The organism is Bacillus cereus group sp. MG20, from assembly GCF_040459885.1.
GTDB lineage: Bacteria > Bacillota > Bacilli > Bacillales > Bacillaceae_G > Bacillus_A > Bacillus_A cereus.
In genome coordinates, this window is record NZ_JARVHF010000001.1 from 2,199,958 (window position 1) to 2,225,388 (window position 25,431).

Sequence of the window (25,431 nt, forward strand, 5' to 3'; positions counted from 1 at the left end):
TTTTTATGATTGTTTAAGTAATTAATTAAAATACTAATTTAATGTTGTTTAACTTCTTTACATTCATATTGTAGCACGTATTATTGTGAATTACTTCACAAATTATGACCTATTTGTGAACTTTTTCACATAGAGTGTAAAGTTATTAGAATAGGTGTGGAATCAATTTCAATGGAGGCGTTTTCTTTAGATTGTGAAAGGGATTTTCTTATGTTTTTGTCGGTAAGTGAAATTATATCGGCGATTTTTAGAATATATCGACCGTAACTCCAAATATATCAGCGATTATTGAAATTTATCGATCGTAACTCAAATTATATCAGCGATTTTTGCAATATATCGACTTACCGACAAAACTCGACAATAATGACAACCTAAAAAAGCTGTCTTCTATATATTATTTATTTTCCACAGTAGCTCCCGGATGTATTTTCATCGGTTTCTCCAAGTATAGGAGGCTACAGTCATACTTCCTTCATATCCATACAGGTCCAAATAAATAACATGATTGTATTTACGGCTCTCTATGTACCTAACTGCAACAGCGAATACTTCATATTTCTTCTATTGCATAAAAAAAGCAGACTATCCAAAGTCTACTTTTATACAACAAAAAAGAGATAGCAGATTATGCTATCTCTTTTAGTATGACCCGTACGGGATTCGAACCCGTGTTACCGCCGTGAAAGGGCGGTGTCTTAACCACTTGACCAACGGGCCAATTACTGGCAGAGAAGAAGGGATTCGAACCCTCGCACCGCGTTCGCGATCTACTCCCTTAGCAGGGGAGCCCCTTGAGCCACTTGGGTACTTCTCTATAAATATGGCTCCGCAGGTAGGACTCGAACCTACGACCGATCGGTTAACAGCCGATAGCTCTACCACTGAGCTACTGCGGAACAATTATGGTGGGCCTAAATGGACTCGAACCATCGACCTCACGCTTATCAGGCGTGCGCTCTAACCAGCTGAGCTATAGGCCCATAATTGAAAAGCGGGTGAAGAGAATCGAACTCTCGACCAGAGCTTGGAAGGCTCTTGTTTTACCACTAAACTACACCCGCATTAAATTGAAAATGGTGAGCCATGAAGGATTCGAACCTTCGACCCTCTGATTAAAAGTCAGATGCTCTACCAACTGAGCTAATGGCTCATTTTGAAAGTGGTGCCGGCTAGAGGACTTGAACCCCCAACCTACTGATTACAAGTCAGTTGCTCTACCAATTGAGCTAAGCCGGCTTGCGACTTCAAAATGGTGGCTCGGGACGGAATCGAACCGCCGACACGAGGATTTTCAGTCCTCTGCTCTACCGACTGAGCTACCGAGCCTTATTAAAATGGCGGTCCCGACCGGGGTCGAACCGGCGATCTCCTGCGTGACAGGCAGGCATGTTAACCACTACACCACGGGACCATTTGGTTGCGGGGACAGGATTTGAACCTGCGACCTTCGGGTTATGAGCCCGACGAGCTACCGTACTGCTCCACCCCGCGATGATATAATATGTAATTTAAGAAAAAATGGAGGAGGTAGAGGGATTCGAACCCCCGCGCGACTCTCGCCGCCTGTCGGTTTTCAAGACCGATCCCTTCAGCCGAACTTGGGTATACCTCCGAGATATAAACCTTTAGTGGTGGACCTTGTAGGACTCGAACCTACGACCGGACGGTTATGAGCCGTCTGCTCTAACCAGCTGAGCTAAAGGTCCTTTATGGTAGCGGCGGAGGGGATCGAACCCCCGACCTCACGGGTATGAACCGTACGCTCTAGCCAGCTGAGCTACACCGCCATAAATGATATTAAAATAAGTGGAGCCTAGCGGGATCGAACCGCTGACCTCCTGCGTGCAAGGCAGGCGCTCTCCCAGCTGAGCTAAGGCCCCATGTTTTTGGGAATATCGGGAAGACAGGATTTGAACCTGCGACCCCCTGGTCCCAAACCAGGTGCTCTACCAAGCTGAGCCACTTCCCGTTAATAAAAGCGCGCCCGAGAGGAGTCGAACCCCTAACCTCTTGATCCGTAGTCAAACGCTCTATCCAATTGAGCTACGGGCGCATATGGTGCCGAGGGCGGGGGTCGAACCCGCACGGTGGTCACCCACCGCAGGATTTTAAGTCCTGTGCGTCTGCCTGTTCCGCCACCCCGGCATGTCATATTGAAAATTGGAGCGGAAGACGGGATTCGAACCCGCGACCCCAACCTTGGCAAGGTTGTATTCTACCACTGAACTACTTCCGCAAGACATGTTTGAGATATTTTATTAAAAGTGCGGGTGAAGGGAGTCGAACCCCCACGCCAAAGGCGCTAGATCCTAAGTCTAGTGCGTCTGCCAATTCCGCCACACCCGCATATTAATATTTTAAGAAAAAATGGGGCGACTGATGGGAATCGAACCCACGAATGCCGGAGCCACAATCCGGTGCGTTAACCACTTCGCCACAACCGCCATGATTTTCTGGTGCCGACTAGAGGACTTGAACCCCCAACCTACTGATTACAAGTCAGTTGCTCTACCAATTGAGCTAAGTCGGCTAAATGGTGGAGGATGACGGGATCGAACCGCCGACCCCCTGCTTGTAAGGCAGGTGCTCTCCCAGCTGAGCTAATCCTCCATTTGCCTGGCAACGTCCTACTCTCACAGGGACAAGGTCCCAACTACCATCGGCGCTAGAGAGCTTAACTTCCGTGTTCGGTATGGGAACGGGTGTGACCTCTCTGCCATCATTACCAGACTCTATTCATTTAAGACAAGAATTATTGTAACTCATTTAACTTCTAAAGTCAACAAGTTTTTTATATTCTTTCAAAACTAGATAACATTGCTTCATATTATATGGTTAAGTCCTCGATCTATTAGTATTCGTCAGCTCCACATGTCACCATGCTTCCACCTCGAACCTATCAACCTGATCATCTTTCAGGGATCTTACTAGCTTACGCTATGGGAAATCTCATCTTGAGGGGGGCTTCATGCTTAGATGCTTTCAGCACTTATCCCTTCCGCACATAGCTACCCAGCTATGCCCTTGGCAGAACAACTGGTACACCAGCGGTGCGTCCATCCCGGTCCTCTCGTACTAAGGACAGCTCCTCTCAAATTTCCTACGCCCACGACGGATAGGGACCGAACTGTCTCACGACGTTCTGAACCCAGCTCGCGTACCGCTTTAATGGGCGAACAGCCCAACCCTTGGGACCGACTACAGCCCCAGGATGCGATGAGCCGACATCGAGGTGCCAAACCTCCCCGTCGATGTGGACTCTTGGGGGAGATAAGCCTGTTATCCCCGGGGTAGCTTTTATCCGTTGAGCGATGGCCCTTCCATGCGGAACCACCGGATCACTAAGCCCGACTTTCGTCCCTGCTCGACTTGTAGGTCTCGCAGTCAAGCTCCCTTATGCCTTTGCACTCTACGAATGATTTCCAACCATTCTGAGGGAACCTTTGGGCGCCTCCGTTACACTTTAGGAGGCGACCGCCCCAGTCAAACTGCCCACCTGACACTGTCTCCCGGGTCGATAAGACCCGTAGGTTAGAATTTCAATACAGTCAGGGCGGTATCCCACCAGCGCCTCCACCGAAGCTAGCGCTCCGGTTTCAATGGCTCCCGCCTATCCTGTACAAACTGTACCAAAATTCAATATCAGGCTACAGTAAAGCTCCACGGGGTCTTTCCGTCCTGTCGCGGGTAACCTGCATCTTCACAGGTACTATAATTTCACCGAGTCTCTGGTTGAGACAGTGCCCAAATCGTTACACCTTTCGTGCGGGTCGGAACTTACCCGACAAGGAATTTCGCTACCTTAGGACCGTTATAGTTACGGCCGCCGTTTACTGGGGCTTCAGTTCAGAGCTTCGCTTACGCTAACCCCTCTCCTTAACCTTCCAGCACCGGGCAGGTGTCACCCCCTATACTTCGCCTTACGGCTTCGCAGAGAGCTGTGTTTTTGCTAAACAGTCGCTTGGGCCTATTCACTGCGGCTTTCCGTTAAGAAAGCACCCCTTCTCCCGAAGTTACGGGGTCATTTTGCCGAGTTCCTTAACCAGAGTTCTCTCGCACACCTTAGGATTCTCTCCTCGCCTACCTGTGTCGGTTTGCGGTACAGGCACCTTTTATCTCGCTAGAAGCTTTTCTTGGCAGCGGGGAATCAAAGACTTCGCTCCATAAGGAGCTTCCCCATCACAGCTCAGCCTTCACGATAAGCGGATTTGCCTACTTATCAGCCTAACTGCTTGGACGTGCACAACCAATCGCACGCTTCTTCTATCCTTCTGCGTCCCTCCATTGCTCAAACGATAAAGAGGTGGTACAGGAATATCAACCTGTTGTCCATCGCCTACGCCTGTCGGCCTCGGCTTAGGTCCTGACTAACCCTGAGCGGACGAGCCTTCCTCAGGAAACCTTAGGCATTCGGTGGACGGGATTCTCACCCGTCTTTCGCTACTCATACCGGCATTCTCACTTCTAAGCGCTCCACCAGTCCTTCCGGTCTGACTTCACTGCACTTAGAACGCTCCCCTACCACTGATACCATTGGTATCAATTCGCAGCTTCGGTGGTGTATTTAGCCCCGGTACATTTTCGGCGCAGAGTCACTCGACTAGTGAGCTATTACGCACTCTTTAAATGGTGGCTGCTTCTAAGCCAACATCCTAGTTGTCTAAGCAACTCCACATCCTTTTCCACTTAATACACACTTTGGGACCTTAGCTGGCGATCTGGGCTGTTTCCCTCTTGACTACGGATCTTATCACTCGCAGTCTGACTCCTAAGGATAAGTCATTGGCATTCGGAGTTTGACTGAATTCGGTAATCCGATGAGGACCCCTAGTTCAATCAGTGCTCTACCTCCAAGACTCTTACACTTAAGGCTAGCCCTAAAGCTATTTCGGGGAGAACCAGCTATCTCCAGGTTCGATTGGAATTTCTCCGCTACCCACACCTCATCCCCGCACTTTTCAACGTGCGTGGGTTCGGGCCTCCATTCAGTGTTACCTGAACTTCACCCTGGACATGGGTAGATCACCTGGTTTCGGGTCTACGACCACGTACTAAACGCCCTATTCAGACTCGCTTTCGCTGCGGCTCCGCCTCTTCAGCTTAACCTTGCACGGGATCGTAACTCGCCGGTTCATTCTACAAAAGGCACGCCATCACCCATTAACGGGCTCTGACTATTTGTAGGCACACGGTTTCAGGATCTCTTTCACTCCCCTTCCGGGGTGCTTTTCACCTTTCCCTCACGGTACTGGTTCACTATCGATCACTAGGGAGTATTTAGCCTTGGGAGATGGTCCTCCCAGATTCCGACGGAATTTCACGTGTTCCGCCGTACTCAGGATACATTCAAGAGAGAACGAAGTTTCGACTACGGGGTTGTTACCCTCTACGACGGACCTTTCCAGGTCGCTTCGTCTACCTCGTTCCTTTGTAACTCCGTATAGAATGTCCTACAACCCCAAGAGGCAAGCCTCTTGGTTTGGGCTATGTTCCGTTTCGCTCGCCGCTACTCAGGAAATCGCATTTGCTTTCTCTTCCTCCAGGTACTTAGATGTTTCAGTTCCCTGGGTCTGTCTTCCATACCCTATGTATTCAGGTAAGGATACCATACCATTACGTATAGTGGGTTTCCCCATTCGGAAATCTTCGGATCAAAGCTTACTTACAGCTCCCCGAAGCATATCGGCGTTAGTCCCGTCCTTCATCGACTCCTAGTGTCAAGGCATCCACCGTGCGCCCTTTCTAACTTAACCAAACTAAAAATTAAAAAATATGAGCTACACTGTTATCTAGTTTTCAAAGAACATACATTTATATATGAGAGATAGTTCTCTCAAAACTGAACAAAACGAAACACGGAAACTTATATTGATGAACAGCGTTCATCAATTCTCCATAGAAAGGAGGTGATCCAGCCGCACCTTCCGATACGGCTACCTTGTTACGACTTCACCCCAATCATCTGTCCCACCTTAGGCGGCTGGCTCCAAAAAGGTTACCCCACCGACTTCGGGTGTTACAAACTCTCGTGGTGTGACGGGCGGTGTGTACAAGGCCCGGGAACGTATTCACCGCGGCATGCTGATCCGCGATTACTAGCGATTCCAGCTTCATGTAGGCGAGTTGCAGCCTACAATCCGAACTGAGAACGGTTTTATGAGATTAGCTCCACCTCGCGGTCTTGCAGCTCTTTGTACCGTCCATTGTAGCACGTGTGTAGCCCAGGTCATAAGGGGCATGATGATTTGACGTCATCCCCACCTTCCTCCGGTTTGTCACCGGCAGTCACCTTAGAGTGCCCAACTTAATGATGGCAACTAAGATCAAGGGTTGCGCTCGTTGCGGGACTTAACCCAACATCTCACGACACGAGCTGACGACAACCATGCACCACCTGTCACTCTGCTCCCGAAGGAGAAGCCCTATCTCTAGGGTTTTCAGAGGATGTCAAGACCTGGTAAGGTTCTTCGCGTTGCTTCGAATTAAACCACATGCTCCACCGCTTGTGCGGGCCCCCGTCAATTCCTTTGAGTTTCAGCCTTGCGGCCGTACTCCCCAGGCGGAGTGCTTAATGCGTTAACTTCAGCACTAAAGGGCGGAAACCCTCTAACACTTAGCACTCATCGTTTACGGCGTGGACTACCAGGGTATCTAATCCTGTTTGCTCCCCACGCTTTCGCGCCTCAGTGTCAGTTACAGACCAGAAAGTCGCCTTCGCCACTGGTGTTCCTCCATATCTCTACGCATTTCACCGCTACACATGGAATTCCACTTTCCTCTTCTGCACTCAAGTCTCCCAGTTTCCAATGACCCTCCACGGTTGAGCCGTGGGCTTTCACATCAGACTTAAGAAACCACCTGCGCGCGCTTTACGCCCAATAATTCCGGATAACGCTTGCCACCTACGTATTACCGCGGCTGCTGGCACGTAGTTAGCCGTGGCTTTCTGGTTAGGTACCGTCAAGGTGCCAGCTTATTCAACTAGCACTTGTTCTTCCCTAACAACAGAGTTTTACGACCCGAAAGCCTTCATCACTCACGCGGCGTTGCTCCGTCAGACTTTCGTCCATTGCGGAAGATTCCCTACTGCTGCCTCCCGTAGGAGTCTGGGCCGTGTCTCAGTCCCAGTGTGGCCGATCACCCTCTCAGGTCGGCTACGCATCGTTGCCTTGGTGAGCCGTTACCTCACCAACTAGCTAATGCGACGCGGGTCCATCCATAAGTGACAGCCGAAGCCGCCTTTCAATTTTGAACCATGCAGTTCAAAATATTATCCGGTATTAGCCCCGGTTTCCCGGAGTTATCCCAGTCTTATGGGCAGGTTACCCACGTGTTACTCACCCGTCCGCCGCTAACTTCTTGAGAGCAAGCTCTCAATCCATTCGCTCGACTTGCATGTATTAGGCACGCCGCCAGCGTTCATCCTGAGCCAGGATCAAACTCTCCAATAAAGTTAGTTTGTCTAGCATCTAAAAATAAAAATTGACGTTTCACGTTGTTTGTTTCGTTCAGTTTTCAAAGAACTACTTGGTCGCTCATTTGCGACTTCCTTATGTTAACATCTTCGTTTTTCGATGTCAACTAAGTTTTTCAATTTCTTTTTTTGTCGTTTTCTGCGTTTCCGCATCAGCGACGGTTATTAATATATCATGGTGAAAAATGAAATGCAACACCTTTTATAAACTTTTTTTTAAAACTGCCCACATTTCTTTTTTAATATCATATACTTAAACGAAATATCTCTTTCATGTATGAGTAATTCCTACATATATTTTATATAAAGTTACTCTATCAAAAAACGTTTCTTTCTATACTAAGCGTTTTATTCATATACCATATCATACAAGGAGGAATATATATGGACTATACCGATTTATTAATCAAACTAGGTCTCTCGGCTATTTTAGGGTTTGCCATTGGTTTAGAACGTGAATTAAAACGGAAACCACTTGGTTTAAAAACGTGTTTAGTTATTTCTATTATTAGTTGCCTCCTAACGATTGTTTCTATTAAAGCAGCTTATAACTTACCACATACCGATCATATGAATATGGATCCACTTCGACTTGCCGCTCAAATTGTATCAGGAATTGGTTTTTTAGGTGCTGGCGTAATTTTAAGAAGAGGCAACGATAGCATTGCAGGACTCACGACTGCCGCTATGATCTGGGGTGCTTCTGGTATTGGTATTGCCGTTGGAGCTGGTTTCTATATCGAGGCGATTTTCGGAATGTGTTTCCTTATGATTAGTGTCGAACTTATACCACTCGCGATGAAATATGTAGGCCCTAGGTCATTTCGTCAACGTGATATCGCTGTGAAACTTGTTGTACGAAATATGGACAATATCCCAATCGTAATTGAAGAAATAAAGGAAATGGATATAAAAGTTAAGAATATGAAGCTTAAAACATTAGAAAACGGTTCTCACTATTTACATCTTAAACTGTCCATTGATCAAAAAAGACCTACTGCTGATGTTTACTATGCTCTTCAACATCTTGAAAGTGTCCAACAAACTGAAGTGGAAAGTATGTAGCATAAAACAAACTCTCTTTAATTAGAGAGTTTTTCTTTTTTCTATAATGGTAACAATGAATGTAGTCCTGCAAAACAAGGAGGAATTTACTATTGAAATCCCGTCCGAATTTAGTAGATACATTTCGTGATTCCATTATTTTTCGTTTAATTTGCTTTATTATTGTATTCACTGCTTTTTCTGGTTTTCTTATACATAGATTAGAACCCTCTCATTTCACTACATGGTTTGACGGAATTTGGTGGTCAATCGTTACCATTTTTACAGTTGGATATGGCGACTTTGCTCCCCATACAACGATAGGAAAACTAATAGGTATAAGTATTATTTTATTAGGAACTGGCTTTTGTTCTTATTATATGGTTCTATTCGCTACTGAGATGATCAGTAAACAATATATGAAAATTAAAGGTGAAGAAGCCGCTACCTCTAACGGTCATATGATTATCGTTGGCTGGAATGAGCGTGCAAAACATGTTGTAAAGCAAATGCATGTATTACAACCAAACCTTGATATCGTTTTAATTGATGAAACACTTTCTTTACTCCCAAAACCATTTCATCATTTAGAATTTATAAAAGGTTGTCCGCACCACGATCAAACTTTATTAAAAGCTAATATTAAAACGGCACACACCATATTAATAACAGCGGATAAAGAAAAGAACGAAAGCTTAGCAGATACACAATCCATTTTAAATATTTTAACTGCAAAAGGACTCAATCCAAACATTCACTGCATCGCAGAACTACTTACTACTGAACAAATTCAAAATGCAACGAGAGCTGGCGCGTCAGAAATTATAGAAGGAAATAAATTAACGAGTTATGTATTTACCGCTTCTCTTTTATTCCCTTCTATTTCAGGTGTACTATTCTCACTTTACGATGAAATCTCTGATAATAAATTACAACTGATGGAGCTTTCTCCGTCCTGCACCGGACAAACCTTTGCAAATTGTAGCTATACCCTTTTAAAACAAAACATTCTCTTACTAGGTATAAAGCGCGACGATCAATATATGATTAACCCAGTCCATACTTTCATTCTTATCGAAAGCGACGTACTCATTGTTATTCACCATTAAGAAAATGTTTTTCTAGTTCCCGCATGAGCACTTTTCCAATATTGATATATTTTCTTTTCACTTCTGCATCTGGATCTTTCGGTTCAGCAAATTGATCCATCCCACTCGTTCCCGCGGTTAAAGTATTCACATTATCATCTAGTTCGTCTTGATATACGTGCGAAAGAATATACGGCGTTTCAAGACGGACTACTACACCAGGTACATCTAGTTCACCATCTACTGCTGTAAACGGCACTCGTAAAAATTGATACCCATCTTCTTCATCGATTTTGTAATCGAAGCATCCTTTATCATAATCCCAATTACCACCAATACTATATCCAAGTGGTTTCATAACCTCTTCTAATTTATATAACGCATATGTACGTCCTTCTAAATTTGATTGAATCGGAATCAAGTCCATCCCTCCAAGACTTTTCCTTTAGCATACCCACTCTAGTTTGAATATACTGATGGACTTTTCGATAAAATAATAAAAAGCGACCGGAATCCGGTCGCTTTTTATTATTTTAAACGCTCTTCTAATTCTGCTTTTAATTCTTCAAATCCTGGTTTACCAAGTAAAGCAAACATGTTTTTCTTGTATGCTTCTACGCCAGGTTGGTCAAATGGATTTACGCCTAATAAGTAGCCGCTCATCGCACATGCTTTTTCGAAGAAGTATACAAGGTAACCGAATGTGTACTCATTTAATTCAGGAATATTTACGATTAAATTTGGTACTCCCCCGTCGCTATGTGCAAGTAATGTACCTTCGTATGCTTTTGTGTTTACGAAGTCTACAGTTTCACCAGCAAGGTAGTTTAATCCGTCTAAATCGTTGTCTTCTAATTCGATTGTTAGTTCATGTGTAGATTTACCTACTTTAAGAACTGTTTCAAATAAGTCACGACGACCTTCTTGAACGTATTGACCTAATGAGTGTAAGTCAGTTGAGAAGTTTGCTGAAGATGGGAAAATACCTTTTTGATCTTTTCCTTCACTTTCACCAAATAACTGTTTCCACCACTCAGCGAAGTATTGAAGTGCTGGCTCATAGTTAACAAGCATTTCAATTGTTTTTCCTTTATTGTATAAAGCGTTACGAACTACTGCGTATTGGTAAGCTGGGTTTTCTGCTAGTTCTGATGTTCCGAAGTCATCATGACCAGCAGCTGCACCTTTCATCATCTCTTCAATATTTAAGCCACTTACTGCGATTGGTAATAAACCAACTGGCGTTAATACAGAGAAACGTCCTCCAACATCATCTGGAATAACGAATGTTTCGTAACCTTCGTTATCAGCTAATGTTTTTAATGCACCACGCGCTTTATCTGTAGTTGCATAAATACGTTTGCGAGCTTCTTCTTTTCCATACTTCTCTTCTAATAACTTACGGAAAATACGGAATGCTAGTGCTGGCTCTGTTGTTGTACCTGATTTGGAAATAACGTTAATAGAGAAGTCTTTACCTTCTAATACGTCCATTAAATCTTTCATGTAAGTGGAGCTAATGTTTTGTCCAACAAATAGCACTTGTGGAGTTTTACGTTGTTCTTTAGATAGCGTGTTGTAGAAAGAATGGCTTAACATTTCGATTGCTGCGCGTGCCCCTAGGTAAGAACCACCAATACCTACAACAAGTAAAATGTCAGAGTCATTTTTAATTTTTTCTGCGCATTTTTGAATGCGAGCGAATTCTTCTTTGTCATATTGAAGCGGAAGGTCTACCCACCCAAGGAAATCGTTCCCAGCTCCAGTTTTTTCGTGGATTGCGTGATGTGTTACTTTCACTGCATCACGTAAATAAGTGATTTCATGTTCACCGATGAAGGATAACGCTTTAGAATAGTCGAACGTTACATGTGTACTCATCTTTTTCCCTCCAATTATGGATATGTATTTCTGTATTCACTTTAGCGAAACTGAAGTTGTAAATCAAGCGATTCAAACATTGTAAACGTAACCAATATATAATTTTTAGAAAAAGTTCATTTTTTGCATAAAAATTCGTATTTTTCGGTATAGATGTATATACATCCTTTTTCGAACATTTTTTATGTATAAAAACAACATAACTATCCCATTCTATAAAAGAGTTAATTAACTCATCGCTTGCTCACGCTTCACAATTAAGGGGGGCTTTTTCATGAGTACTCTGCAACGTATCGCATTAATCTTTACTGTAATTGGCGCTGTGAACTGGGGACTAATCGGATTTTTCCAGTTTGACTTAGTAGCAGCCATTTTCGGCGGACAAAATTCAGCTCTTGCACGTATTATTTACGGCATCGTTGGTATATCTGGGCTTATCAACCTTGGTTTACTGTTTAAACCATCTGAAAATCTTGGTACGCACCCAGAAACAAACGAAATTCGATAATCAGTATGTCCTTTCACCTCCGACATACGAATATGATTGCATGCAATCATATTTGCAAATATATATCATAAGATAAAGTAAAAGAGGAACGCTCATATGCGTTCCTCTTTTACTTTGTTAACTCGGACTCTTCAATCCATTCTGCCAACTTTTCTCGCAGCGTATTAAATCCGTTTTCAGATGGGTTCGGTATAAGAATCCTTCCTTGTTTTCTTTTCGCCGCTTTTAACGATAAACTCATTTTTCTGTGCTCTTCATCAATTGAAAGTACCTTTACTTCTACTGTATCGCCGACTTTTAAAAAGTCATGAATATCCTTTACATATCCATTTGTAATTTCAGATATATGCACAAGTCCTTGTGTTTCTGCATCTAACGCTACAAATGCACCGTAATCTTGAATTCCAGTCACTTTCCCTGTTACAACCACTCCTGTTGTATATTGTTCTGACATATGAAACACTCCCATACGTTTACCATTCTCTCTACAATTATAGAGAGCAAAGCAGATATATTTATTTTAAATATCCGATTGGTTAGTACGCATTCTAGATAATGATATCTAGAATGCGTATACCTTATATTAGTAAATTATACCACTATGACAGAACTCATTCAAAATTCATGAAAAATTTCCCTTAAAGAAGTATAATTCTCCAATATTGGGATAGACTACTAACACATGGCTTTCTAGTATTCCCCCCCTTTTATGGACAAAACGTATTACGTTTTGTCCTTTTTTTATTTTCTACAAATCGTTCCATTCTCTTCATCGCTTCCATAAGTTGTTCAAGCGACGTCGCATATGAACAACGAATAAATCCTTCACCACTTTCGCCAAATACGCTACCAGGGACAACGGCCACTTTTTCTTCCAACAATAACTGTTCTGCAAATTCCGCTGAAGATAATCCGGTTGAAGATATAGCAGGAAAAACATAAAATGCTCCGCCCGGCACATGACACGTTAAGCCCATTTCATTGAAAGATGTCGTCATGAAGTTACGACGCTTCTTATAGCTATCTCTCATTCGAATTACTTCATCGTTCCCTGCGCGTAACGCCTCAAGTGCTGCAAACTGAGACATCGTCGGTGCACACATCATTGAATACTGATGGATTTTGAGCATTAATTCTGAAAATTGAACAGGAGCTGCAATCATACCGAGGCGCCATCCTGTCATCGCAAATCCTTTTGAAAATCCTGAAATTAAAATCGTATGCTCACGCATATTTTTAATACTCGCGAAACTTGTATATACTTCGTCGTATACAAGTTCTGCATAAATTTCATCAGATAATACGATTAAATTGTACTTCTCAACAATCACTGCTATTTCTTCAAGCTCGGATTTATTTAGCATTGCACCTGTCGGGTTATTTGGTGAACAAAGCAAAATTGCCTTTGTTTTCGCTGTAATAGCTGCTTCAATTTGTTCTGGTTGTACTTTAAACTCGTTTTCTAACGTAGTCGCCACAGGAACCGGAACTCCTCCAGCTAATGTCACAAGTGGTGCATAAGAAACGAAGCTCGGTTCAATAATGAGCACTTCATCATCAGGATTTATAATGGCGCGCATCGCCACATCTAACGCCTGGCTCGCTCCAACTGTAACAATGATTTCATCACTTGGATCATAAGATACTGCAAATTGTTTTTTTAGATACTTTGCTATTTCTTGACGGAGCTCCAATAATCCTGCATTTGCTGTATATGACGTATACCCTTGTTCCAAAGAACGAATACATGCTTGCCTTACATTCCAAGGTGTAACAAAATCCGGCTCTCCTACCCCGAGGGAAATAACACCTTTCATATTTGCTGCTAAATCAAAAAATTTTCGAATACCAGATGGTTTTAAAGATTCTGCTGATCTAGATAGTTCAAATTGCTTCATGGTGTCACCACAATTCGCTTATCATCATCGTCTTTTTCATAAATAACGCCCTCATGTTTATACTTCTTCAAAATGAAATGAGTAGTTGTAGAAACAACAGATTCAATTGTTGCTAATTTCTCAGAAACAAACATCGCTACTTCTCCCATCGTTTTCCCTTCTAATGTAATAGAAAGATCATATGTCCCTGACATTAAATAAACGGATTTCACTTCTGAATAACGATAAATTTGTTCAGCAACCGCATCAAACCCAACGCCATGCTTTGGCGTAACTTTCACATCGATCATTGCCGTTAAACCTGTATGTTCTTTCACCTTCGTCCAATCAATATGTGTTACATAATCCACAATAATCTTTTCATTTTCTAACCTCGCAACCATCTTCTTTACTTCTTCTACCTCTATATTTAACAGCTTCGCTAATGTATCTACAGATAATCGACTACTCTTTTCAAGACAAGCTAATAATTCTAATTCTTTTTCTGTCACCATATAAATCATCCTTCCTTTTCGTTTGTGTCTAAATTATACAAATACCCTTTCCAGTTTGAAAAGAAGATTTTTCTATTGAATTATGTCAAAATAAAGTGAAACTTTAATCAGCGGAAAAATGCGTGATAAAGCGAAAGGGGATGGAACCGTGAAACCAAAAGTTTATATTGCTGAACCAGTTCCAACATTTGTAGAAAACTATTTATCAGAACACTGTGATTATGAAAAATGGGATCAAAATGAGAAAGTACCTCGTGATGTTCTATTAGAGAAAATACAAGATAAAGATGGGTTATTAAATTTCGGATCTGCTATTAATGAAGAATTACTGACAGTGGCTCCTAACTTAAAAGTAGTGAGCAACATTTCTGTCGGTTACGATAATTTTGATTTACAAGCGATGAAAAACCGAAATGTTATCGGAACGAATACACCATACGTATTAGATGATACAGTAGCTGATCTCGTTTTCGCCCTTATGCTATCAGCTGGGCGCCGCGTTTGCGAACTCGATTCTTACGTGAAAAATGGTGAATGGAACGCTGAAATCGGAAAAGAACACTTCGGACTAGATGTACACCATAGCACAATTGGTATTATCGGTATGGGCCGAATTGGAGAAGCCGTTGCAAAACGAGCAAAATTCGGATTTGATATGAATGTTCTTTACTATAACCGCCGTCGTAAAGAAGAAGCTGAACAAAAATTCGATGCTACATATTGTGATTTACAAACGCTACTGAAGCAGTCTGACTTTATTGTTCTTCTTACTCCATTAACAGATGAAACATATCACCTTATTGGAGAAAAGGAATTTTCATTAATGAAAGAAACAGCAATCTTCATTAATGCTTCTCGCGGGAAAACAGTAGATGAAGAAGCGTTAATCCATGCTTTAACAGAAAAGAAAATCTTTGCAGCAGGTATCGATACATTTACACAAGAGCCGATTCAAAAAGATAATCCACTCTTATCATTACAAAATGTTGTAACTTTACCACACATCGGATCTGCAACATTAAAAACTAGGCAGCAAATGGCTATGACCGCCGCTGAAAATTTAGTTGCAGGATTACAAGGAAAAACACCGCCTAATATTGTTCGCGGGTAATACTGAATAAACGAAAGGCAAGATGACGTCGTCATCTTGCCTTTTTTTGTTAACATATTTTCTTCTTCCTTGGAGATGATATGAACAAAAATCAATGGAGTGACAAAAAATGAATCACGAATATACTTGTCCTTATTTCACTTTTTCCACTCGCGGCACTACTATTCATTACGAATTGTATGAACACGATAACAAAACAGAACGTCCTACTTTCGTACTCGTTCACGGCTTTTTATCTTCCTCATTCAGTTACCGTCGTCTCATTCCCTTACTATCGAAAGCAGGAACAGTGATTGCTCTTGATTTACCACCGTTCGGAAAAAGTGATAAGTCTCATCTGTTTAAGTATTCTTATCACAATTTAGCAACGATTATTATTGATTTAATTGAACATTTATCTCTCTCAAACATTGTATTAGTTGGGCACTCTATGGGTGGGCAAATTTCTCTCTATGTAAACCGTATACGTCCTGAACTCATTTCAAAAACGATTTTACTATGCAGCTCTAGCTATTTAGCACGCGCAACCTTACCTTTACTATACTCTTCTTATTTACCGTTCTTTCATTTATACGTAAAGAACTGGATTATTAGACGCGGTATTGTTCATAACTTAATGAATGTCGTTCATGATCACTCATTAATTGACGATGAAATGAAAAAAGGTTACTCCGCTCCTTTTTATGACGACCGTATATTTCCCGCTTTAACTCGCATGATACGAGACCGTGAAGGTGACTTATCTTCAACTGAATTACAAAAAATCGAAACACCTACACTACTCATTTGGGGTGAAAAAGACCGCGTCGTCCCTGTACATGTAGGTCATCGTCTACACAAAGATTTACCGAATTCAAAATTTATTTCTTACGAAAATACAGGACATTTACTACCTGAAGAAAAGCCTGAACATGTTTATGAAGAAATTATCGCTTTTTCTGCGCAATAAAGTGAAACTTTAATTAGCCCCCACCTAACTTCTTTGCTTCTGCTGAATTTTGAGGTGGGGGTCTTACTGCCCGGCAAATAGCGGGATAATATAAAAAAGGCCGTCGGAAATTCCGACAGCCTATAATGAACAGCTTCCGCCTTCTTTTATTACAAGTAATTCCACAGCTAATTTCTCACATTTTTCAAGCGCAGGTACTTCCTCAAAAGACATAAAGTATATATGTTGAATCTTCTTTGCGATGTATTTTGGATCATCAAACACACTTATGACGTTCACAACATCGCTCGCTTCTGTTTCATAAAACTCCGGTCCCATTTGAAACGGATCCCAATTCTTCACAACCTCTATCATCTTTTCATATGTACCCATTCGCTTCCCGCCTTTTCACTTTTTAATACTTTTCTTTATCCTATCACATCAGCTATTCTATAAGAAGAGAGAGAACTTTCATAACTTATTGGTTTTACAGAAGAAGGGGGCAAACGTATGCAACTATTTCATAAAGCAATCAATCGACGTGGAACGCATAGTATAAAATGGGATACATATAAAAACGAAGAACTTATCCATGCTTGGATTGCTGATATGGATTTTGAAGTACCAACACAAATTCAAACTGCTTTAAAGAAACGTATTGAGCATCCTATTTTCGGCTATACACTTCCTCCCGAAAATATTGGAGATATTATTTGTAACTGGACAAAAAAACAATATAACTGGGACATTCAAAAAGAATGGATTGTTTTTAGCGCGGGGATCGTTCCAGCTCTTAGTACGAGCATACAGGCTTTCACAAAAGAAAACGAATCCGTTCTCGTACAACCACCTATTTATCCTCCATTTTTCGAAATGGTCACAACAAACAACAGGCAGTTATGCGTGAGTCCATTACAGAAACAAAATGATACATATGTGATAGACTTTGAGCATTTAGAAAAGCAGTTTCAGCAAGGTGTCAAACTCATGCTTCTTTGTAGCCCTCATAACCCAATCGGACGCGTTTGGACAAAAGAGGAACTTGTGCAGCTCGGATTGTTATGTACTAAATATGACGTTATCGTTGTCGCGGATGAAATTCATTCCGATATCATTTATGCAGACCATACACATACGCCGTTCGCTTCCTTATCTGAAGAATTAGCAGAGCGCACTATCACTTGTATGGCTCCAAGTAAAACATTTAATATCGCTGGATTACAAGCTTCGATTATTATCATTCCAAACGAAAAACTCCGTCACGCCTTTACAGCTATCCAATATAGACAAGGCTTCCACGGGTTAAATATCTTTGCCTACACAGCGATGCAAAGTGCCTATACAGAATGTAATGATTGGTTAAACGAAATTCGATTATATATAGAAGATAATGCTCAATTTGCTTGTGAATATATTAAAACTCACATACCTGCTCTTTCCGTAACGAAGCCAGAAGGTAGCTTTTTATTATGGATTGATTGTTCTCGTCTAAAACTTTCTCAAAACGAGCGTACTGCATTACTTGAGGAAAAAGGAAAAATCATCGTTGAAGCTGGTGAGAAATACGGGTTAGGTGGCGAAGAACATATTCGAATTAACATCGGCTGTCCACGATCTGTTTTAGAAGAAATTTTGAACAGACTGCGTCATACGTTTTCATAATAATAGAGGAGTCTGTCCCCTAATCATTCTTGGACAGACTCCTTTGTCATATTTTGTCGGTAAGTTGATATATTTCAAGTTACGGTCAATATATTCTAATAATCGCCGATATAATTTGAGTTACAATCGATATATTCCAATAATCGCTGATATATTTTCACTTATACTACACAAAAAAAGCTACCAGCACGGTAGCTTTTACTTTTTCTTCATATCCGCTGCTTTTTTTACAATTACACCACAAGCAATTCGATCGCCTGATTTACCTGTCGGTTGTGTCATACCATCATCAGGGTTTTCTGTAATAATAATAGACGCTCCATCCTTTCTATGAATCGTCGTTTTTCCTTCTTCAAGTGTGATGTGAGGTGCATCGATTTCCGCTTTAATCTTCCCAGAACCATCTGCAACTACGTTCGGTAAATCACCGTTTTCTGCACCCTTCGGATTAAGAAGACCATGTTTTTTATCATCAGGATTAAAATGATTCCCGGATGATTCAAAACGAGGTGCCTTACACTCTCCGATTTCATGTACATGTAGTCCGTGTGGTCCTGGCGTGAAACCTTCTCCTTTAATCGTAATTTTCACGCCACTTGTTTGCTGCACTACTTTCGCAGTCCCTACTTCATCTCCTGAAGCATTATGTAATTTCACTTCAATTTCTTTCGGCTTTCCTTGGTCACAACCTGCCATCAGAAATAATAAACAACAACTGAAAAAAAGCCGTTTCTTCATTCCATTCCCTCCAAAATATATTCTGCCCTTAGATTGTCCGAGCATAGAGGGAAACATACAAAAATGCGTTACTGTTTCTTTTCAGCTAATAGTTTTTCTTCAACTTTCTGTAATCGCTCCGCTTCGCGTTTTGATACACGAATGAACATACGCCACGTAGCAACGGCACCAATTATAAATAGCACGCAAACAATCCCTGGAATAATATATTCTGTTTTATCTTCCGGAAAATATAAAGGCATCATATAGAACACTCCTTATTATAGGATTTGTAAAACATCAGAATTTTCTGTTATATAACTTTAAATTATAGTGGAACCTATCCATATTCTCAAGGGGGCGTTCCGAAAGTGAATGATTTCTTTGACTCCTTCTCCTACTTTCCTTACTATAAACTTGAGGTGAAAAATATGAGAGAAACATTTGAAATTGGTGAAATCGTTACTGGTATTTATAAAACTGGCAAATACATCGGCGAAGTTACAAATAGCCGCCCTGGCAGTTACGTCGTAAAAGTATTAGCTGTTTTAAAACATCCGGTGCAAGGTGACTTACATAACGTAAAACAAGCTGACGTACCATTTTTCCATGAAAGACGCGCTTTAGCTTTCCGTGAACAGACGAACATTCCAGAGCAAATGGTGAAAAAATATGAAGGAGGAATTCCGGATTATACCAAGTCACTAAAATTAGCATTAGAAACCCAAATGAATTCATTTTCTGAAGATGATTCACCTTTTGCAGAGCGTAGTCTAGAAACATTAGAACAGTTAAAGAAAGACTACAAACTTTAAAAAACAAAACGACCAAATTACATAATGTGCAATTTGGTCGTTACTGTGTGCTCACTTTCTTTAACACTTTTGAAAAATCAACGAGTTCTCCTAATGTTGGAGGTGCTGGTTTTACTAAATACTCTTTATCTTTTTCTACTAGTTTAAAAATATTGTACGTCGTCATCGCATCATCAAGCGCACAATGATGCTTCCCTGTCCCTACTTTTCCGTACGCCTCAATTGCTTTCCATAATCCTGTTTGATTTCTTTCTCCAAAAAACTTCTTATACTCAAGCGATAAATCACGACACTGTCCGAAGAATGGAAAAGCTATCCCTGCCATTTCACAATTATGCTTCAGCACTTTCATATCCATATTTCCCCACGTTACAATTGTCGGTTTACATTTCGTTTCGTATTCCGCAAGCTTCTTAACGAGTTCAGGAAATGAAATCCCTTTATCCACGACTTCTTGTTTTATTCCTAAAAACTTCTTACATCGATCCGTTAAAGAGGGAAATGTTTTCGGCCTGACATGTGATGAATACGTATCTTCCACCTTACGGCCAGCAACTGAAACGAGTCCTACCTCAATAATTTCCGGAAAAAATCCTTTCGGTTTCTTTCTATGCTGGGGCATCGTAAACTCAAAGTCTAAAAATAAAAATCGTTGTTCATCCATACGATCCCTTCCTTATCATTTTTATCATTCCTTTCTATTTGACACTCCTACACGAACAAGCTCGAATGCTAATTCCATTTTAAATATTCAGATTGGATGTATCTTATATATATGTCAAATGCCCACAAATATTTTAAAAAATAAGAAAAAATGACCTATGCAGAAAATATGACAAAATCCCTCCTTTCATTTACATCCGCAGTTTTTCTACTTTATAATGACGTTATGTGTGTTTCATCTAGTTAATATTTGACACACTAAGAAAAATGAATGAAAGGAGATGAGATTTTTGCACGAAACAACGCAAGAACTCGCTAACTGGCAGTATTATTTTGCTATCGCAGTCTTTTTAATTACATATGCCATTATTATTTCTGAAAAAATTAATCGCGCTGTCATCGCACTTCTTGGTGCAGCATTCATGGTAATTGTGGGGGTCGTCGATTTACATAACGCCTTTACGAAACATATTGAATGGGGAACGATTACGCTACTCATCGGTATGATGATTTTGGTGAACATTACGAGTAAATCAGGTGTTTTCCAATACGTTGCCATTAAAGCAGCAAAAGGGGCACAAGGAAATCCAATTAAAATTTTAATTTCCCTTTCCCTACTTACCGCGCTTGGCTCCGCATTTTTAGATAACGTTACAACTGTACTTCTTGTTGTTCCAGTTACTTTATCTATTACGCGCATACTGCAAGTAAATCCTGTTCCATATTTACTTTCTGAAATTATTTTTTCAAACATTGGGGGAACGGCAACATTAATTGGTGATCCACCTAACATTATGATTGGTTCTGCCAATAAGCATTTAGACTTCAATGCTTTCCTATTGAATCTAGCACCAATCGTAATTATTATTATTGGCGTTACAGCAACCATACTTTACTTCATGTACCGTAAACAATTAATTGCCGATCCTGTACAGGTTAAAAAATTAATGAGCTTAGATGAAAAACAATACATTAAAGATCCAGTATTAATGAAAAAATCTTTAACGGTGCTTGGACTTACGATTGTAGGTTTCATGACTCATTCTATTTTCCATATTGATGCGGCTATCATTGCCTTAACTGGTGCTACTGTACTTATGTTAATTGGTGTGAAAGAGCATGAAATTGAAGAAGTATTTGCAAGCGTAGAGTGGGTAACAATCTTCTTCTTCGCAGGGCTATTCGTACTTGTTGGAGGACTTATCGATATCGGTCTTATTAAAATGTTAGCTCAAAAAGTAATTGGTATAACAGGCGGAGATATTTCTTACGCATCCATCCTTATTTTATGGGTATCTGGTATCGCCTCTGCAACAATTGATAACATCCCATTCGTCGCAACAATGATTCCACTTATTAACGATATGGCAGTCGGGCTAGGCTTATCACCATCTGACGCACAAATCGATGTATTATGGTGGGCATTAGCACTAGGTGCTTGTCTCGGTGGAAACGGAACATTAATCGGAGCTTCTGCTAACGTAATCGTTGCAGGTATTGCGAGCCGCGAAGGACATAAATTTAGTTACATGGAATTCCTAAAAGTCGGTTTCCCAATTATGATCGTTTCATTAATCATTTCTCACATTTATATTTATTTACGCTACCTTATGTAGTAAAAAGAGCGCTCTGATAATCAGGGCGCTTTTTTACTTATATCTAAAATATATCGACTTATCAACAAAAACGAAAAATCTACTCTTTATATCTCACCGGTTCATTTCGAATAATAAATAAATGAATCGGTAAGAACACCGAAAATGTGATTACATGAATAATCGTAAATAATATAGAGTTCGTTCCATATCTGTCTAAAATAGCGTAGATAAGATAAATAGATAATACAATCGATACAGCTGTTGCTAGTAAACTTATAATTGGTACGAAATTAAAAATGAAACATGCAACATATATACCGAATACTTTCCACCCTGCTTCTTCTTTCAAAAAATCTGGTAATTTATCTTTCGCTAAGTCACCCCACGTCTTACTATTCAAAAACGGAATAAACGCAAGCACCCCGTCCGTTGCACCATCATTTTTCGCCATCGAATAAAGTGCAAAAGCCGTTAACAAATATGAAATAATTGCCCAAATCAATATAACAAGAATAAACGCAAAACTAAGAGCAAAGAAACCTGCTAGTACGCCTTGATCCTCCATCTTATCCTCTCCTCTCTACTTTCAACATATTTCATTACATTGCAAGTTATGTTTTAAAATTTATCCAAACTCTTTGTATAATAAGAGAAGAAAGAGAATAAGAGAGGAGAAACACTTATGCATCCATTTGTAAAAGCATTACAAGAGCATTTCACAGCTCATAAAAATCCTGAAAAAGCAGAACCTATGGCTCGTTATATGAAAAATCACTTCCCATTTCTAGGTATTCAAACACCGGAAAGACGCCAATTATTAAAAGACGTCATTCAAATACATACTCTCCCAGATAAAAAAGACTTCCAAATTATCGTACGTGAGCTTTGGGACTTACCAGAACGTGAATTCCAAGCGGCCGCACTTGATATTATGCAAAAATATAAAAAGCATATAAACGAAACTCATATCCCCTTCTTAGAAGAACTTATTGTCACAAAATCTTGGTGGGACTCTGTCGATAGCATCGTCCCTACATTCTTAGGTACTATCTTTTTAAAACACCCAGAATTGATTTCTGCTTATATTCCAAAATGGATTGCATCAGATAACATATGGTTACAACGCGCCGCTATTTTATTCCAACTGAAATATAAACAAAAGATGGATGAGGAACTTCTTTTCTGGATTATTGGACAACTACATTCTTCAAAAGAATTTTTCATTCAAAAAGCGATTGGCTGGGTCCTTCGTGAATATGCAAAAACAAATCCGGATGTAGTTTGGGAATACGTGCAAAACAACGAGCTCGCTCCATTAAGTAAGCGTGAAGCAATTAAGCATATTAAAGAAAATTACGGAATAAATAATGAAAAAATAGGCGAGACTCTATCATAGATAGACGCGTTCCTCTATTGAGATTTAAAAAAGAACGTGTTAGAATATGTTCATTATTACTAATATAAGTAGCGATGACGGACTTATAAGTACTTGCATAAAAAGCGATTCAGGGATAGTGAAAGCCTGAAGCCGCAAGGAAACGGCAGTCCCGAGCAATACATGATAAAGTGGATGCACCTTTTGTGTATCAACTAGGGTGGAACCGCGGGCAAACGCTCGTCCCTAGGCAAATAGCCTTGGGATGAGCGTTTTTTTATGTTCTTTTTAGCTATACTGCTCGTTTCCAAAGTATCAGAGTATGTCATCGCCAATACGTTAACTTTCAAAAGGAGGATTTTCTTATGTATTCAATGGAACAAGTTGTAAACTTAGCAAAACATCGCGGTTTTGTTTTCCCTGGTTCTGAAATTTACGGTGGTCTTGCAAACACTTGGGATTACGGTCCACTTGGAATCGAATTAAAAAATAACGTTAAAAAAGCTTGGTGGAAAAAATTCATTCAAGAATCTCCATACAACGTTGGTTTAGACGCAGCTATTTTAATGAACCCTAAAACTTGGATCGCTTCTGGTCACGTTGGTAACTTCAACGATCCAATGATCGACTGTAAAAAATGTAAAGCTCGTCACCGTGCTGACAAATTAATTGAGGATGCTTTAGATGCAAAAGGCATCGAAATGGTTGTTGATGGTCTTACTTTCGACCAAATGGCTGACTTAATGAAAGAACATGAAGTAAAATGTCCTGATTGCGGTAGTGAAGAATTCACTGAAATCCGTCAGTTCAACTTAATGTTCAAAACATTCCAAGGTGTTACAGAGTCTAGCACAAACGAAATCTTCCTTCGTCCTGAAACAGCACAAGGTATTTTCGTAAACTTCAAAAACGTTCAACGCTCTATGCGTAAAAAGCTTCCATTTGGTATTGGCCAAATCGGTAAGAGTTTCCGTAACGAAATCACGCCTGGTAACTTCACATTCCGTACACGTGAATTCGAACAAATGGAACTTGAATTCTTCTGTAAGCCTGGTGAAGATTTAGAGTGGTTCGCATTCTGGCGTGAAACTTGTAAAAACTGGTTACTTTCACTTGGTATGACTGAAGAGAGCATGCGTCTTCGTGACCACGGTGAAGAAGAGTTATCTCACTATAGTAATGCAACAACTGACATTGAATTCAAATTCCCATTCGGTTGGGGCGAACTTTGGGGCGTTGCATCTCGTACAGACTTCGACTTAAAACGTCACATGGAACACTCAAACGAAGACTTTAACTATATCGATCCACAAACGAATGAGCGTTACGTACCATACTGCATCGAGCCATCTTTAGGCGCAGACCGTGTAACATTAGCATTCTTATGTGATGCATATGAAGAAGAGCAATTAGAAAACGATTCTCGTACAGTTCTTCGTTTCCACCCTGCTTTAGCACCATACAAAGCAGCTATCTTACCACTATCTAAAAAGCTATCTGAAGGTGCTACTGAAGTATTCGCAGAATTAGCTAAAGACTTCATGGTAGACTTTGATGAAACTGGTTCTATCGGTAAACGTTACCGTCGTCAAGACGAAATCGGTACACCATTCTGTATCACATACGACTTCGACTCAGTTGAAGACAAAGCTGTTACAGTACGTGACCGTGATACAATGGAACAAGTTCGTATGCCAATTAGCGAACTAAAAGGTTTCTTAGAGAAGAAAATCCAGTTCTAATTATAAGAAAAAGAGGCTGCTCATAAGAGCGCCTCTTTTTTACTTTTCACGTTTTTCTTTAATTGCTACTGTACATCTTGATATACATAGTAAATCATCATTTTCATCAATAATACGAACATCCCAAACCATTGTCGATTGTCCTCTATGTATCGGTGTTCCGATCGCTGTTACAATTCCATCTTTCTTTGAGCGAATGTGGTTTGCATTAATTTCTAATCCGAAACAAATACATTTTTCTTGATCAATTAAATTGTATGAACCAACACTTGCCACTGTTTCTGCTAATGCAACCGATGCACCGCCATGTAAAAATCCAAATGGCTGATGCGTACGCTCATCAACAGGCATCGTAGCAACCACCTTATCTTCTGTCATCTCTAACAACTCAATTCCAAGTGAATCCATTAAAGTTTTTGCCATATCGCTT

21 protein-coding genes, 22 tRNA genes and 3 rRNA genes are annotated in these 25,431 nt (G+C 40.6%); 10 read left to right on the forward strand and 36 right to left on the reverse strand.

Annotated elements, in window-relative coordinates; translation table 11 throughout:
• Positions 1-648: 648 nt before the first annotated feature.
• The 25 genes from QCI81_RS11295 to QCI81_RS11415 form a co-directional block, all read right to left on the reverse strand.
• A tRNA-Glu gene (locus QCI81_RS11295) sits at positions 649-720 on the reverse strand.
• Between the two features lie 6 nt (positions 721-726).
• A tRNA-Ser gene (locus QCI81_RS11300) sits at positions 727-817 on the reverse strand.
• Between the two features lie 7 nt (positions 818-824).
• Positions 825-899: transfer RNA gene (locus QCI81_RS11305), tRNA-Asn, on the reverse strand.
• A gap of 7 nt (positions 900-906) precedes the next feature.
• Positions 907-983: transfer RNA gene (locus QCI81_RS11310), tRNA-Ile, on the reverse strand.
• 10 nt (positions 984-993) lie between these two features.
• Positions 994-1,064, reverse strand: a tRNA-Gly gene (locus tag QCI81_RS11315).
• Between the two features lie 13 nt (positions 1,065-1,077).
• Positions 1,078-1,153: transfer RNA gene (locus QCI81_RS11320), tRNA-Lys, on the reverse strand.
• 10 nt (positions 1,154-1,163) lie between these two features.
• Positions 1,164-1,239, reverse strand: a tRNA-Thr gene (locus QCI81_RS11325).
• Positions 1,240-1,253: 14 nt separating this feature from the next.
• Positions 1,254-1,329, reverse strand: a tRNA-Phe gene (locus QCI81_RS11330).
• A gap of 9 nt (positions 1,330-1,338) precedes the next feature.
• A tRNA-Asp gene (locus tag QCI81_RS11335) sits at positions 1,339-1,414 on the reverse strand.
• A gap of 3 nt (positions 1,415-1,417) precedes the next feature.
• Positions 1,418-1,494: transfer RNA gene (locus QCI81_RS11340), tRNA-Met, on the reverse strand.
• Between the two features lie 28 nt (positions 1,495-1,522).
• Positions 1,523-1,615 (reverse strand) — tRNA-Ser (locus tag QCI81_RS11345).
• Positions 1,616-1,632: 17 nt separating this feature from the next.
• Positions 1,633-1,709, reverse strand: a tRNA-Ile gene (locus QCI81_RS11350).
• Positions 1,710-1,713: 4 nt separating this feature from the next.
• Positions 1,714-1,790 (reverse strand) — tRNA-Met (locus QCI81_RS11355).
• A 20-nt stretch (positions 1,791-1,810) separates the two neighbouring features.
• A tRNA-Ala gene (locus QCI81_RS11360) sits at positions 1,811-1,883 on the reverse strand.
• Between the two features lie 15 nt (positions 1,884-1,898).
• Positions 1,899-1,972, reverse strand: a tRNA-Pro gene (locus tag QCI81_RS11365).
• A 10-nt stretch (positions 1,973-1,982) separates the two neighbouring features.
• A tRNA-Arg gene (locus QCI81_RS11370) sits at positions 1,983-2,056 on the reverse strand.
• A 3-nt stretch (positions 2,057-2,059) separates the two neighbouring features.
• Positions 2,060-2,148: transfer RNA gene (locus QCI81_RS11375), tRNA-Leu, on the reverse strand.
• Positions 2,149-2,164: 16 nt separating this feature from the next.
• Positions 2,165-2,239: transfer RNA gene (locus QCI81_RS11380), tRNA-Gly, on the reverse strand.
• 29 nt (positions 2,240-2,268) lie between these two features.
• A tRNA-Leu gene (locus tag QCI81_RS11385) sits at positions 2,269-2,349 on the reverse strand.
• 22 nt (positions 2,350-2,371) lie between these two features.
• Positions 2,372-2,447: transfer RNA gene (locus tag QCI81_RS11390), tRNA-His, on the reverse strand.
• A gap of 10 nt (positions 2,448-2,457) precedes the next feature.
• Positions 2,458-2,533: transfer RNA gene (locus QCI81_RS11395), tRNA-Thr, on the reverse strand.
• A gap of 4 nt (positions 2,534-2,537) precedes the next feature.
• A tRNA-Val gene (locus tag QCI81_RS11400) sits at positions 2,538-2,613 on the reverse strand.
• Positions 2,614-2,617: 4 nt separating this feature from the next.
• Positions 2,618-2,733 (reverse strand): 5S ribosomal RNA (gene rrf / locus QCI81_RS11405).
• A 101-nt stretch (positions 2,734-2,834) separates the two neighbouring features.
• Positions 2,835-5,756, reverse strand: a 23S ribosomal RNA gene (locus QCI81_RS11410).
• A gap of 146 nt (positions 5,757-5,902) precedes the next feature.
• Positions 5,903-7,454, reverse strand: a 16S ribosomal RNA gene (locus QCI81_RS11415).
• The 16S, 23S and 5S rRNA genes sit together here with 22 tRNA genes alongside, the layout of an rRNA operon.
• 407 nt (positions 7,455-7,861) lie before the next feature.
• Here QCI81_RS11415 and QCI81_RS11420 point away from each other — a divergent pair.
• Both QCI81_RS11420 and QCI81_RS11425 read left to right on the forward strand, forming a co-directional pair.
• Positions 7,862-8,542 carry an MgtC/SapB family protein gene (locus QCI81_RS11420; protein ID WP_000386677.1) on the forward strand — a complete coding sequence of 227 codons (681 nt, stop codon included), beginning with the start codon at positions 7,862-7,864 and terminating at the stop codon, positions 8,540-8,542.
• Between the two features lie 92 nt (positions 8,543-8,634).
• Positions 8,635-9,630 carry a potassium channel family protein gene (locus tag QCI81_RS11425; RefSeq protein WP_000842316.1) on the forward strand — a complete coding sequence of 332 codons (996 nt, stop codon included), beginning with the start codon at positions 8,635-8,637 and terminating at the stop codon, positions 9,628-9,630.
• Here the strand turns inward: QCI81_RS11425 and QCI81_RS11430 are convergent.
• Both QCI81_RS11430 and QCI81_RS11435 read right to left on the reverse strand, forming a co-directional pair.
• On the reverse strand, positions 9,617-10,030 hold the full coding sequence (locus QCI81_RS11430) for a YugN-like family protein (protein ID WP_000612347.1): 414 nt from the start codon (positions 10,028-10,030) through the stop codon (positions 9,617-9,619). The two genes, QCI81_RS11425 and QCI81_RS11430, sit on opposite strands and share 14 nt — an antisense overlap.
• A 107-nt stretch (positions 10,031-10,137) precedes the next feature.
• On the reverse strand, positions 10,138-11,490 hold the full coding sequence (locus tag QCI81_RS11435) for a glucose-6-phosphate isomerase (protein WP_000103663.1): 1,353 nt from the start codon (positions 11,488-11,490) through the stop codon (positions 10,138-10,140).
• Between the two features lie 274 nt (positions 11,491-11,764).
• On the opposite strand from QCI81_RS11435, the gene QCI81_RS11440 reads away from it, so the two are divergent.
• On the forward strand, positions 11,765-11,998 hold the full coding sequence (locus QCI81_RS11440; protein WP_053563451.1) for a DUF378 domain-containing protein: 234 nt from the start codon (positions 11,765-11,767) through the stop codon (positions 11,996-11,998).
• 109 nt (positions 11,999-12,107) lie between these two features.
• On the opposite strand, the gene yugI is transcribed toward QCI81_RS11440, so the two are convergent.
• From yugI to QCI81_RS11455, 3 genes are all read right to left on the reverse strand, one after another.
• Positions 12,108-12,452 (reverse strand): S1 domain-containing post-transcriptional regulator GSP13, encoded by a 345-nt coding sequence (gene yugI, locus QCI81_RS11445; RefSeq protein ID WP_000003764.1) that lies wholly within the window; start codon positions 12,450-12,452, stop codon positions 12,108-12,110.
• Positions 12,453-12,705: 253 nt separating this feature from the next.
• Positions 12,706-13,896 carry an aminotransferase gene (locus tag QCI81_RS11450; protein ID WP_000808529.1) on the reverse strand — a complete coding sequence of 397 codons (1,191 nt, stop codon included), beginning with the start codon at positions 13,894-13,896 and terminating at the stop codon, positions 12,706-12,708.
• Positions 13,893-14,390 (reverse strand): Lrp/AsnC family transcriptional regulator, encoded by a 498-nt coding sequence (locus QCI81_RS11455; RefSeq protein WP_000255696.1) that lies wholly within the window; start codon positions 14,388-14,390, stop codon positions 13,893-13,895. The genes QCI81_RS11450 and QCI81_RS11455 overlap by 4 nt, the downstream gene beginning before the upstream one ends.
• A 118-nt stretch (positions 14,391-14,508) precedes the next feature.
• Here QCI81_RS11455 and QCI81_RS11460 point away from each other — a divergent pair, with 118 nt between their 5' ends.
• Positions 14,509-15,501 carry a 2-hydroxyacid dehydrogenase gene (locus tag QCI81_RS11460; protein ID WP_002094180.1) on the forward strand — a complete coding sequence of 331 codons (993 nt, stop codon included), beginning with the start codon at positions 14,509-14,511 and terminating at the stop codon, positions 15,499-15,501.
• Positions 15,502-15,610: 109 nt separating this feature from the next.
• Positions 15,611-16,450, forward strand: a complete 840-nt coding sequence (locus QCI81_RS11465; protein ID WP_001015204.1) for an alpha/beta fold hydrolase — start codon at positions 15,611-15,613, stop codon at positions 16,448-16,450.
• Positions 16,451-16,570: 120 nt separating this feature from the next.
• On the opposite strand, the gene QCI81_RS11470 is transcribed toward QCI81_RS11465, so the two are convergent.
• Entirely contained in the window at positions 16,571-16,822 is a 252-nt protein-coding gene (locus QCI81_RS11470) for a YugE family protein (protein WP_000537641.1), read from the reverse strand.
• Between the two features lie 117 nt (positions 16,823-16,939).
• Between QCI81_RS11470 and QCI81_RS11475 the strand changes: the two genes are divergently transcribed.
• Positions 16,940-18,091, forward strand: coding sequence for a PatB family C-S lyase (locus QCI81_RS11475; RefSeq protein ID WP_182812017.1), 1,152 nt, complete (start codon positions 16,940-16,942; stop codon positions 18,089-18,091).
• Between the two features lie 198 nt (positions 18,092-18,289).
• On the opposite strand, the gene sodC is transcribed toward QCI81_RS11475, so the two are convergent.
• Positions 18,290-18,829 carry a superoxide dismutase [Cu-Zn] gene (gene sodC / locus QCI81_RS11480; RefSeq protein WP_023523265.1) on the reverse strand — a complete coding sequence of 180 codons (540 nt, stop codon included), beginning with the start codon at positions 18,827-18,829 and terminating at the stop codon, positions 18,290-18,292.
• A gap of 68 nt (positions 18,830-18,897) precedes the next feature.
• On the reverse strand, positions 18,898-19,074 hold the full coding sequence (locus tag QCI81_RS11485; protein WP_000982763.1) for a hypothetical protein: 177 nt from the start codon (positions 19,072-19,074) through the stop codon (positions 18,898-18,900).
• A 165-nt stretch (positions 19,075-19,239) separates the two neighbouring features.
• Here QCI81_RS11485 and kapB point away from each other — a divergent pair, with 165 nt between their 5' ends.
• The gene (gene kapB / locus QCI81_RS11490) at positions 19,240-19,623 is read left to right on the forward strand and encodes a kinase-associated lipoprotein KapB (RefSeq protein ID WP_182812020.1); all 384 of its coding nucleotides are present in this window, start codon (positions 19,240-19,242) and stop codon (positions 19,621-19,623) included.
• A gap of 40 nt (positions 19,624-19,663) precedes the next feature.
• Here the strand turns inward: kapB and kapD are convergent, their stop codons facing one another.
• Complete coding sequence (kapD, locus tag QCI81_RS11495) at positions 19,664-20,287, reverse strand: 3'-5' exonuclease KapD (protein WP_000344360.1); 624 nt, start codon at positions 20,285-20,287, stop codon at positions 19,664-19,666.
• A 289-nt stretch (positions 20,288-20,576) separates the two neighbouring features.
• Between kapD and QCI81_RS11500 the strand changes: the two genes are divergently transcribed.
• Positions 20,577-21,902, forward strand: a complete 1,326-nt coding sequence (locus QCI81_RS11500) for an ArsB/NhaD family transporter (protein WP_000545210.1) — start codon at positions 20,577-20,579, stop codon at positions 21,900-21,902.
• 79 nt (positions 21,903-21,981) lie between these two features.
• Here the strand turns inward: QCI81_RS11500 and QCI81_RS11505 are convergent, their stop codons facing one another.
• Positions 21,982-22,449: a hypothetical protein gene (locus QCI81_RS11505; protein WP_000390061.1), complete on the reverse strand. Its 468-nt coding sequence runs from the start codon at positions 22,447-22,449 to the stop codon at positions 21,982-21,984.
• Between the two features lie 117 nt (positions 22,450-22,566).
• On the opposite strand from QCI81_RS11505, the gene QCI81_RS11510 reads away from it, so the two are divergent.
• Together QCI81_RS11510 and QCI81_RS11515 are read left to right on the forward strand one after the other, a co-directional pair.
• Complete coding sequence (locus QCI81_RS11510; RefSeq protein ID WP_023523268.1) at positions 22,567-23,280, forward strand: DNA alkylation repair protein; 714 nt, start codon at positions 22,567-22,569, stop codon at positions 23,278-23,280.
• Positions 23,281-23,624: 344 nt separating this feature from the next.
• Entirely contained in the window at positions 23,625-25,001 is a 1,377-nt protein-coding gene (locus QCI81_RS11515; protein ID WP_000287154.1) for a glycine--tRNA ligase, read from the forward strand.
• Positions 25,002-25,040: 39 nt separating this feature from the next.
• Here the strand turns inward: QCI81_RS11515 and QCI81_RS11520 are convergent, their stop codons facing one another.
• On the reverse strand, positions 25,041-25,424 hold the full coding sequence (locus QCI81_RS11520) for a hotdog fold thioesterase (protein ID WP_001140612.1): 384 nt from the start codon (positions 25,422-25,424) through the stop codon (positions 25,041-25,043).
• Between the last annotated feature and the right edge of the window lie 7 nt (positions 25,425-25,431).

Excerpts from the sequence above, each read along its gene's own strand:
- QCI81_RS11420 (WP_000386677.1), top strand. The coding sequence starts at position 7,862 with ATGGACTATACCGATTTATTAATCAAACTAGGTCTCTCGGCTATTTTA.
- QCI81_RS11435 (WP_000103663.1), bottom strand. The coding sequence starts at position 11,490 with ATGAGTACACATGTAACGTTCGACTATTCTAAAGCGTTATCCTTCATC.
- QCI81_RS11440 (WP_053563451.1), top strand. The coding sequence starts at position 11,765 with ATGAGTACTCTGCAACGTATCGCATTAATCTTTACTGTAATTGGCGCT.
- yugI (WP_000003764.1), bottom strand. The coding sequence starts at position 12,452 with ATGTCAGAACAATATACAACAGGAGTGGTTGTAACAGGGAAAGTGACT.
- QCI81_RS11450 (WP_000808529.1), bottom strand. The coding sequence starts at position 13,896 with ATGAAGCAATTTGAACTATCTAGATCAGCAGAATCTTTAAAACCATCT.
- QCI81_RS11455 (WP_000255696.1), bottom strand. The coding sequence starts at position 14,390 with ATGGTGACAGAAAAAGAATTAGAATTATTAGCTTGTCTTGAAAAGAGT.
- QCI81_RS11460 (WP_002094180.1), top strand. The coding sequence starts at position 14,509 with ATGCGTGATAAAGCGAAAGGGGATGGAACCGTGAAACCAAAAGTTTAT.
- QCI81_RS11465 (WP_001015204.1), top strand. The coding sequence starts at position 15,611 with ATGAATCACGAATATACTTGTCCTTATTTCACTTTTTCCACTCGCGGC.
- QCI81_RS11470 (WP_000537641.1), bottom strand. The coding sequence starts at position 16,822 with ATGGGTACATATGAAAAGATGATAGAGGTTGTGAAGAATTGGGATCCG.
- QCI81_RS11475 (WP_182812017.1), top strand. The coding sequence starts at position 16,940 with ATGCAACTATTTCATAAAGCAATCAATCGACGTGGAACGCATAGTATA.
- sodC (WP_023523265.1), bottom strand. The coding sequence starts at position 18,829 with ATGAAGAAACGGCTTTTTTTCAGTTGTTGTTTATTATTTCTGATGGCA.
- QCI81_RS11485 (WP_000982763.1), bottom strand. The coding sequence starts at position 19,074 with ATGATGCCTTTATATTTTCCGGAAGATAAAACAGAATATATTATTCCA.
- kapB (WP_182812020.1), top strand. The coding sequence starts at position 19,240 with ATGAGAGAAACATTTGAAATTGGTGAAATCGTTACTGGTATTTATAAA.
- kapD (WP_000344360.1), bottom strand. The coding sequence starts at position 20,287 with ATGGATGAACAACGATTTTTATTTTTAGACTTTGAGTTTACGATGCCC.
- QCI81_RS11505 (WP_000390061.1), bottom strand. The coding sequence starts at position 22,449 with ATGGAGGATCAAGGCGTACTAGCAGGTTTCTTTGCTCTTAGTTTTGCG.
- QCI81_RS11510 (WP_023523268.1), top strand. The coding sequence starts at position 22,567 with ATGCATCCATTTGTAAAAGCATTACAAGAGCATTTCACAGCTCATAAA.
- QCI81_RS11515 (WP_000287154.1), top strand. The coding sequence starts at position 23,625 with ATGTATTCAATGGAACAAGTTGTAAACTTAGCAAAACATCGCGGTTTT.
- QCI81_RS11520 (WP_001140612.1), bottom strand. The coding sequence starts at position 25,424 with ATGGCAAAAACTTTAATGGATTCACTTGGAATTGAGTTGTTAGAGATG.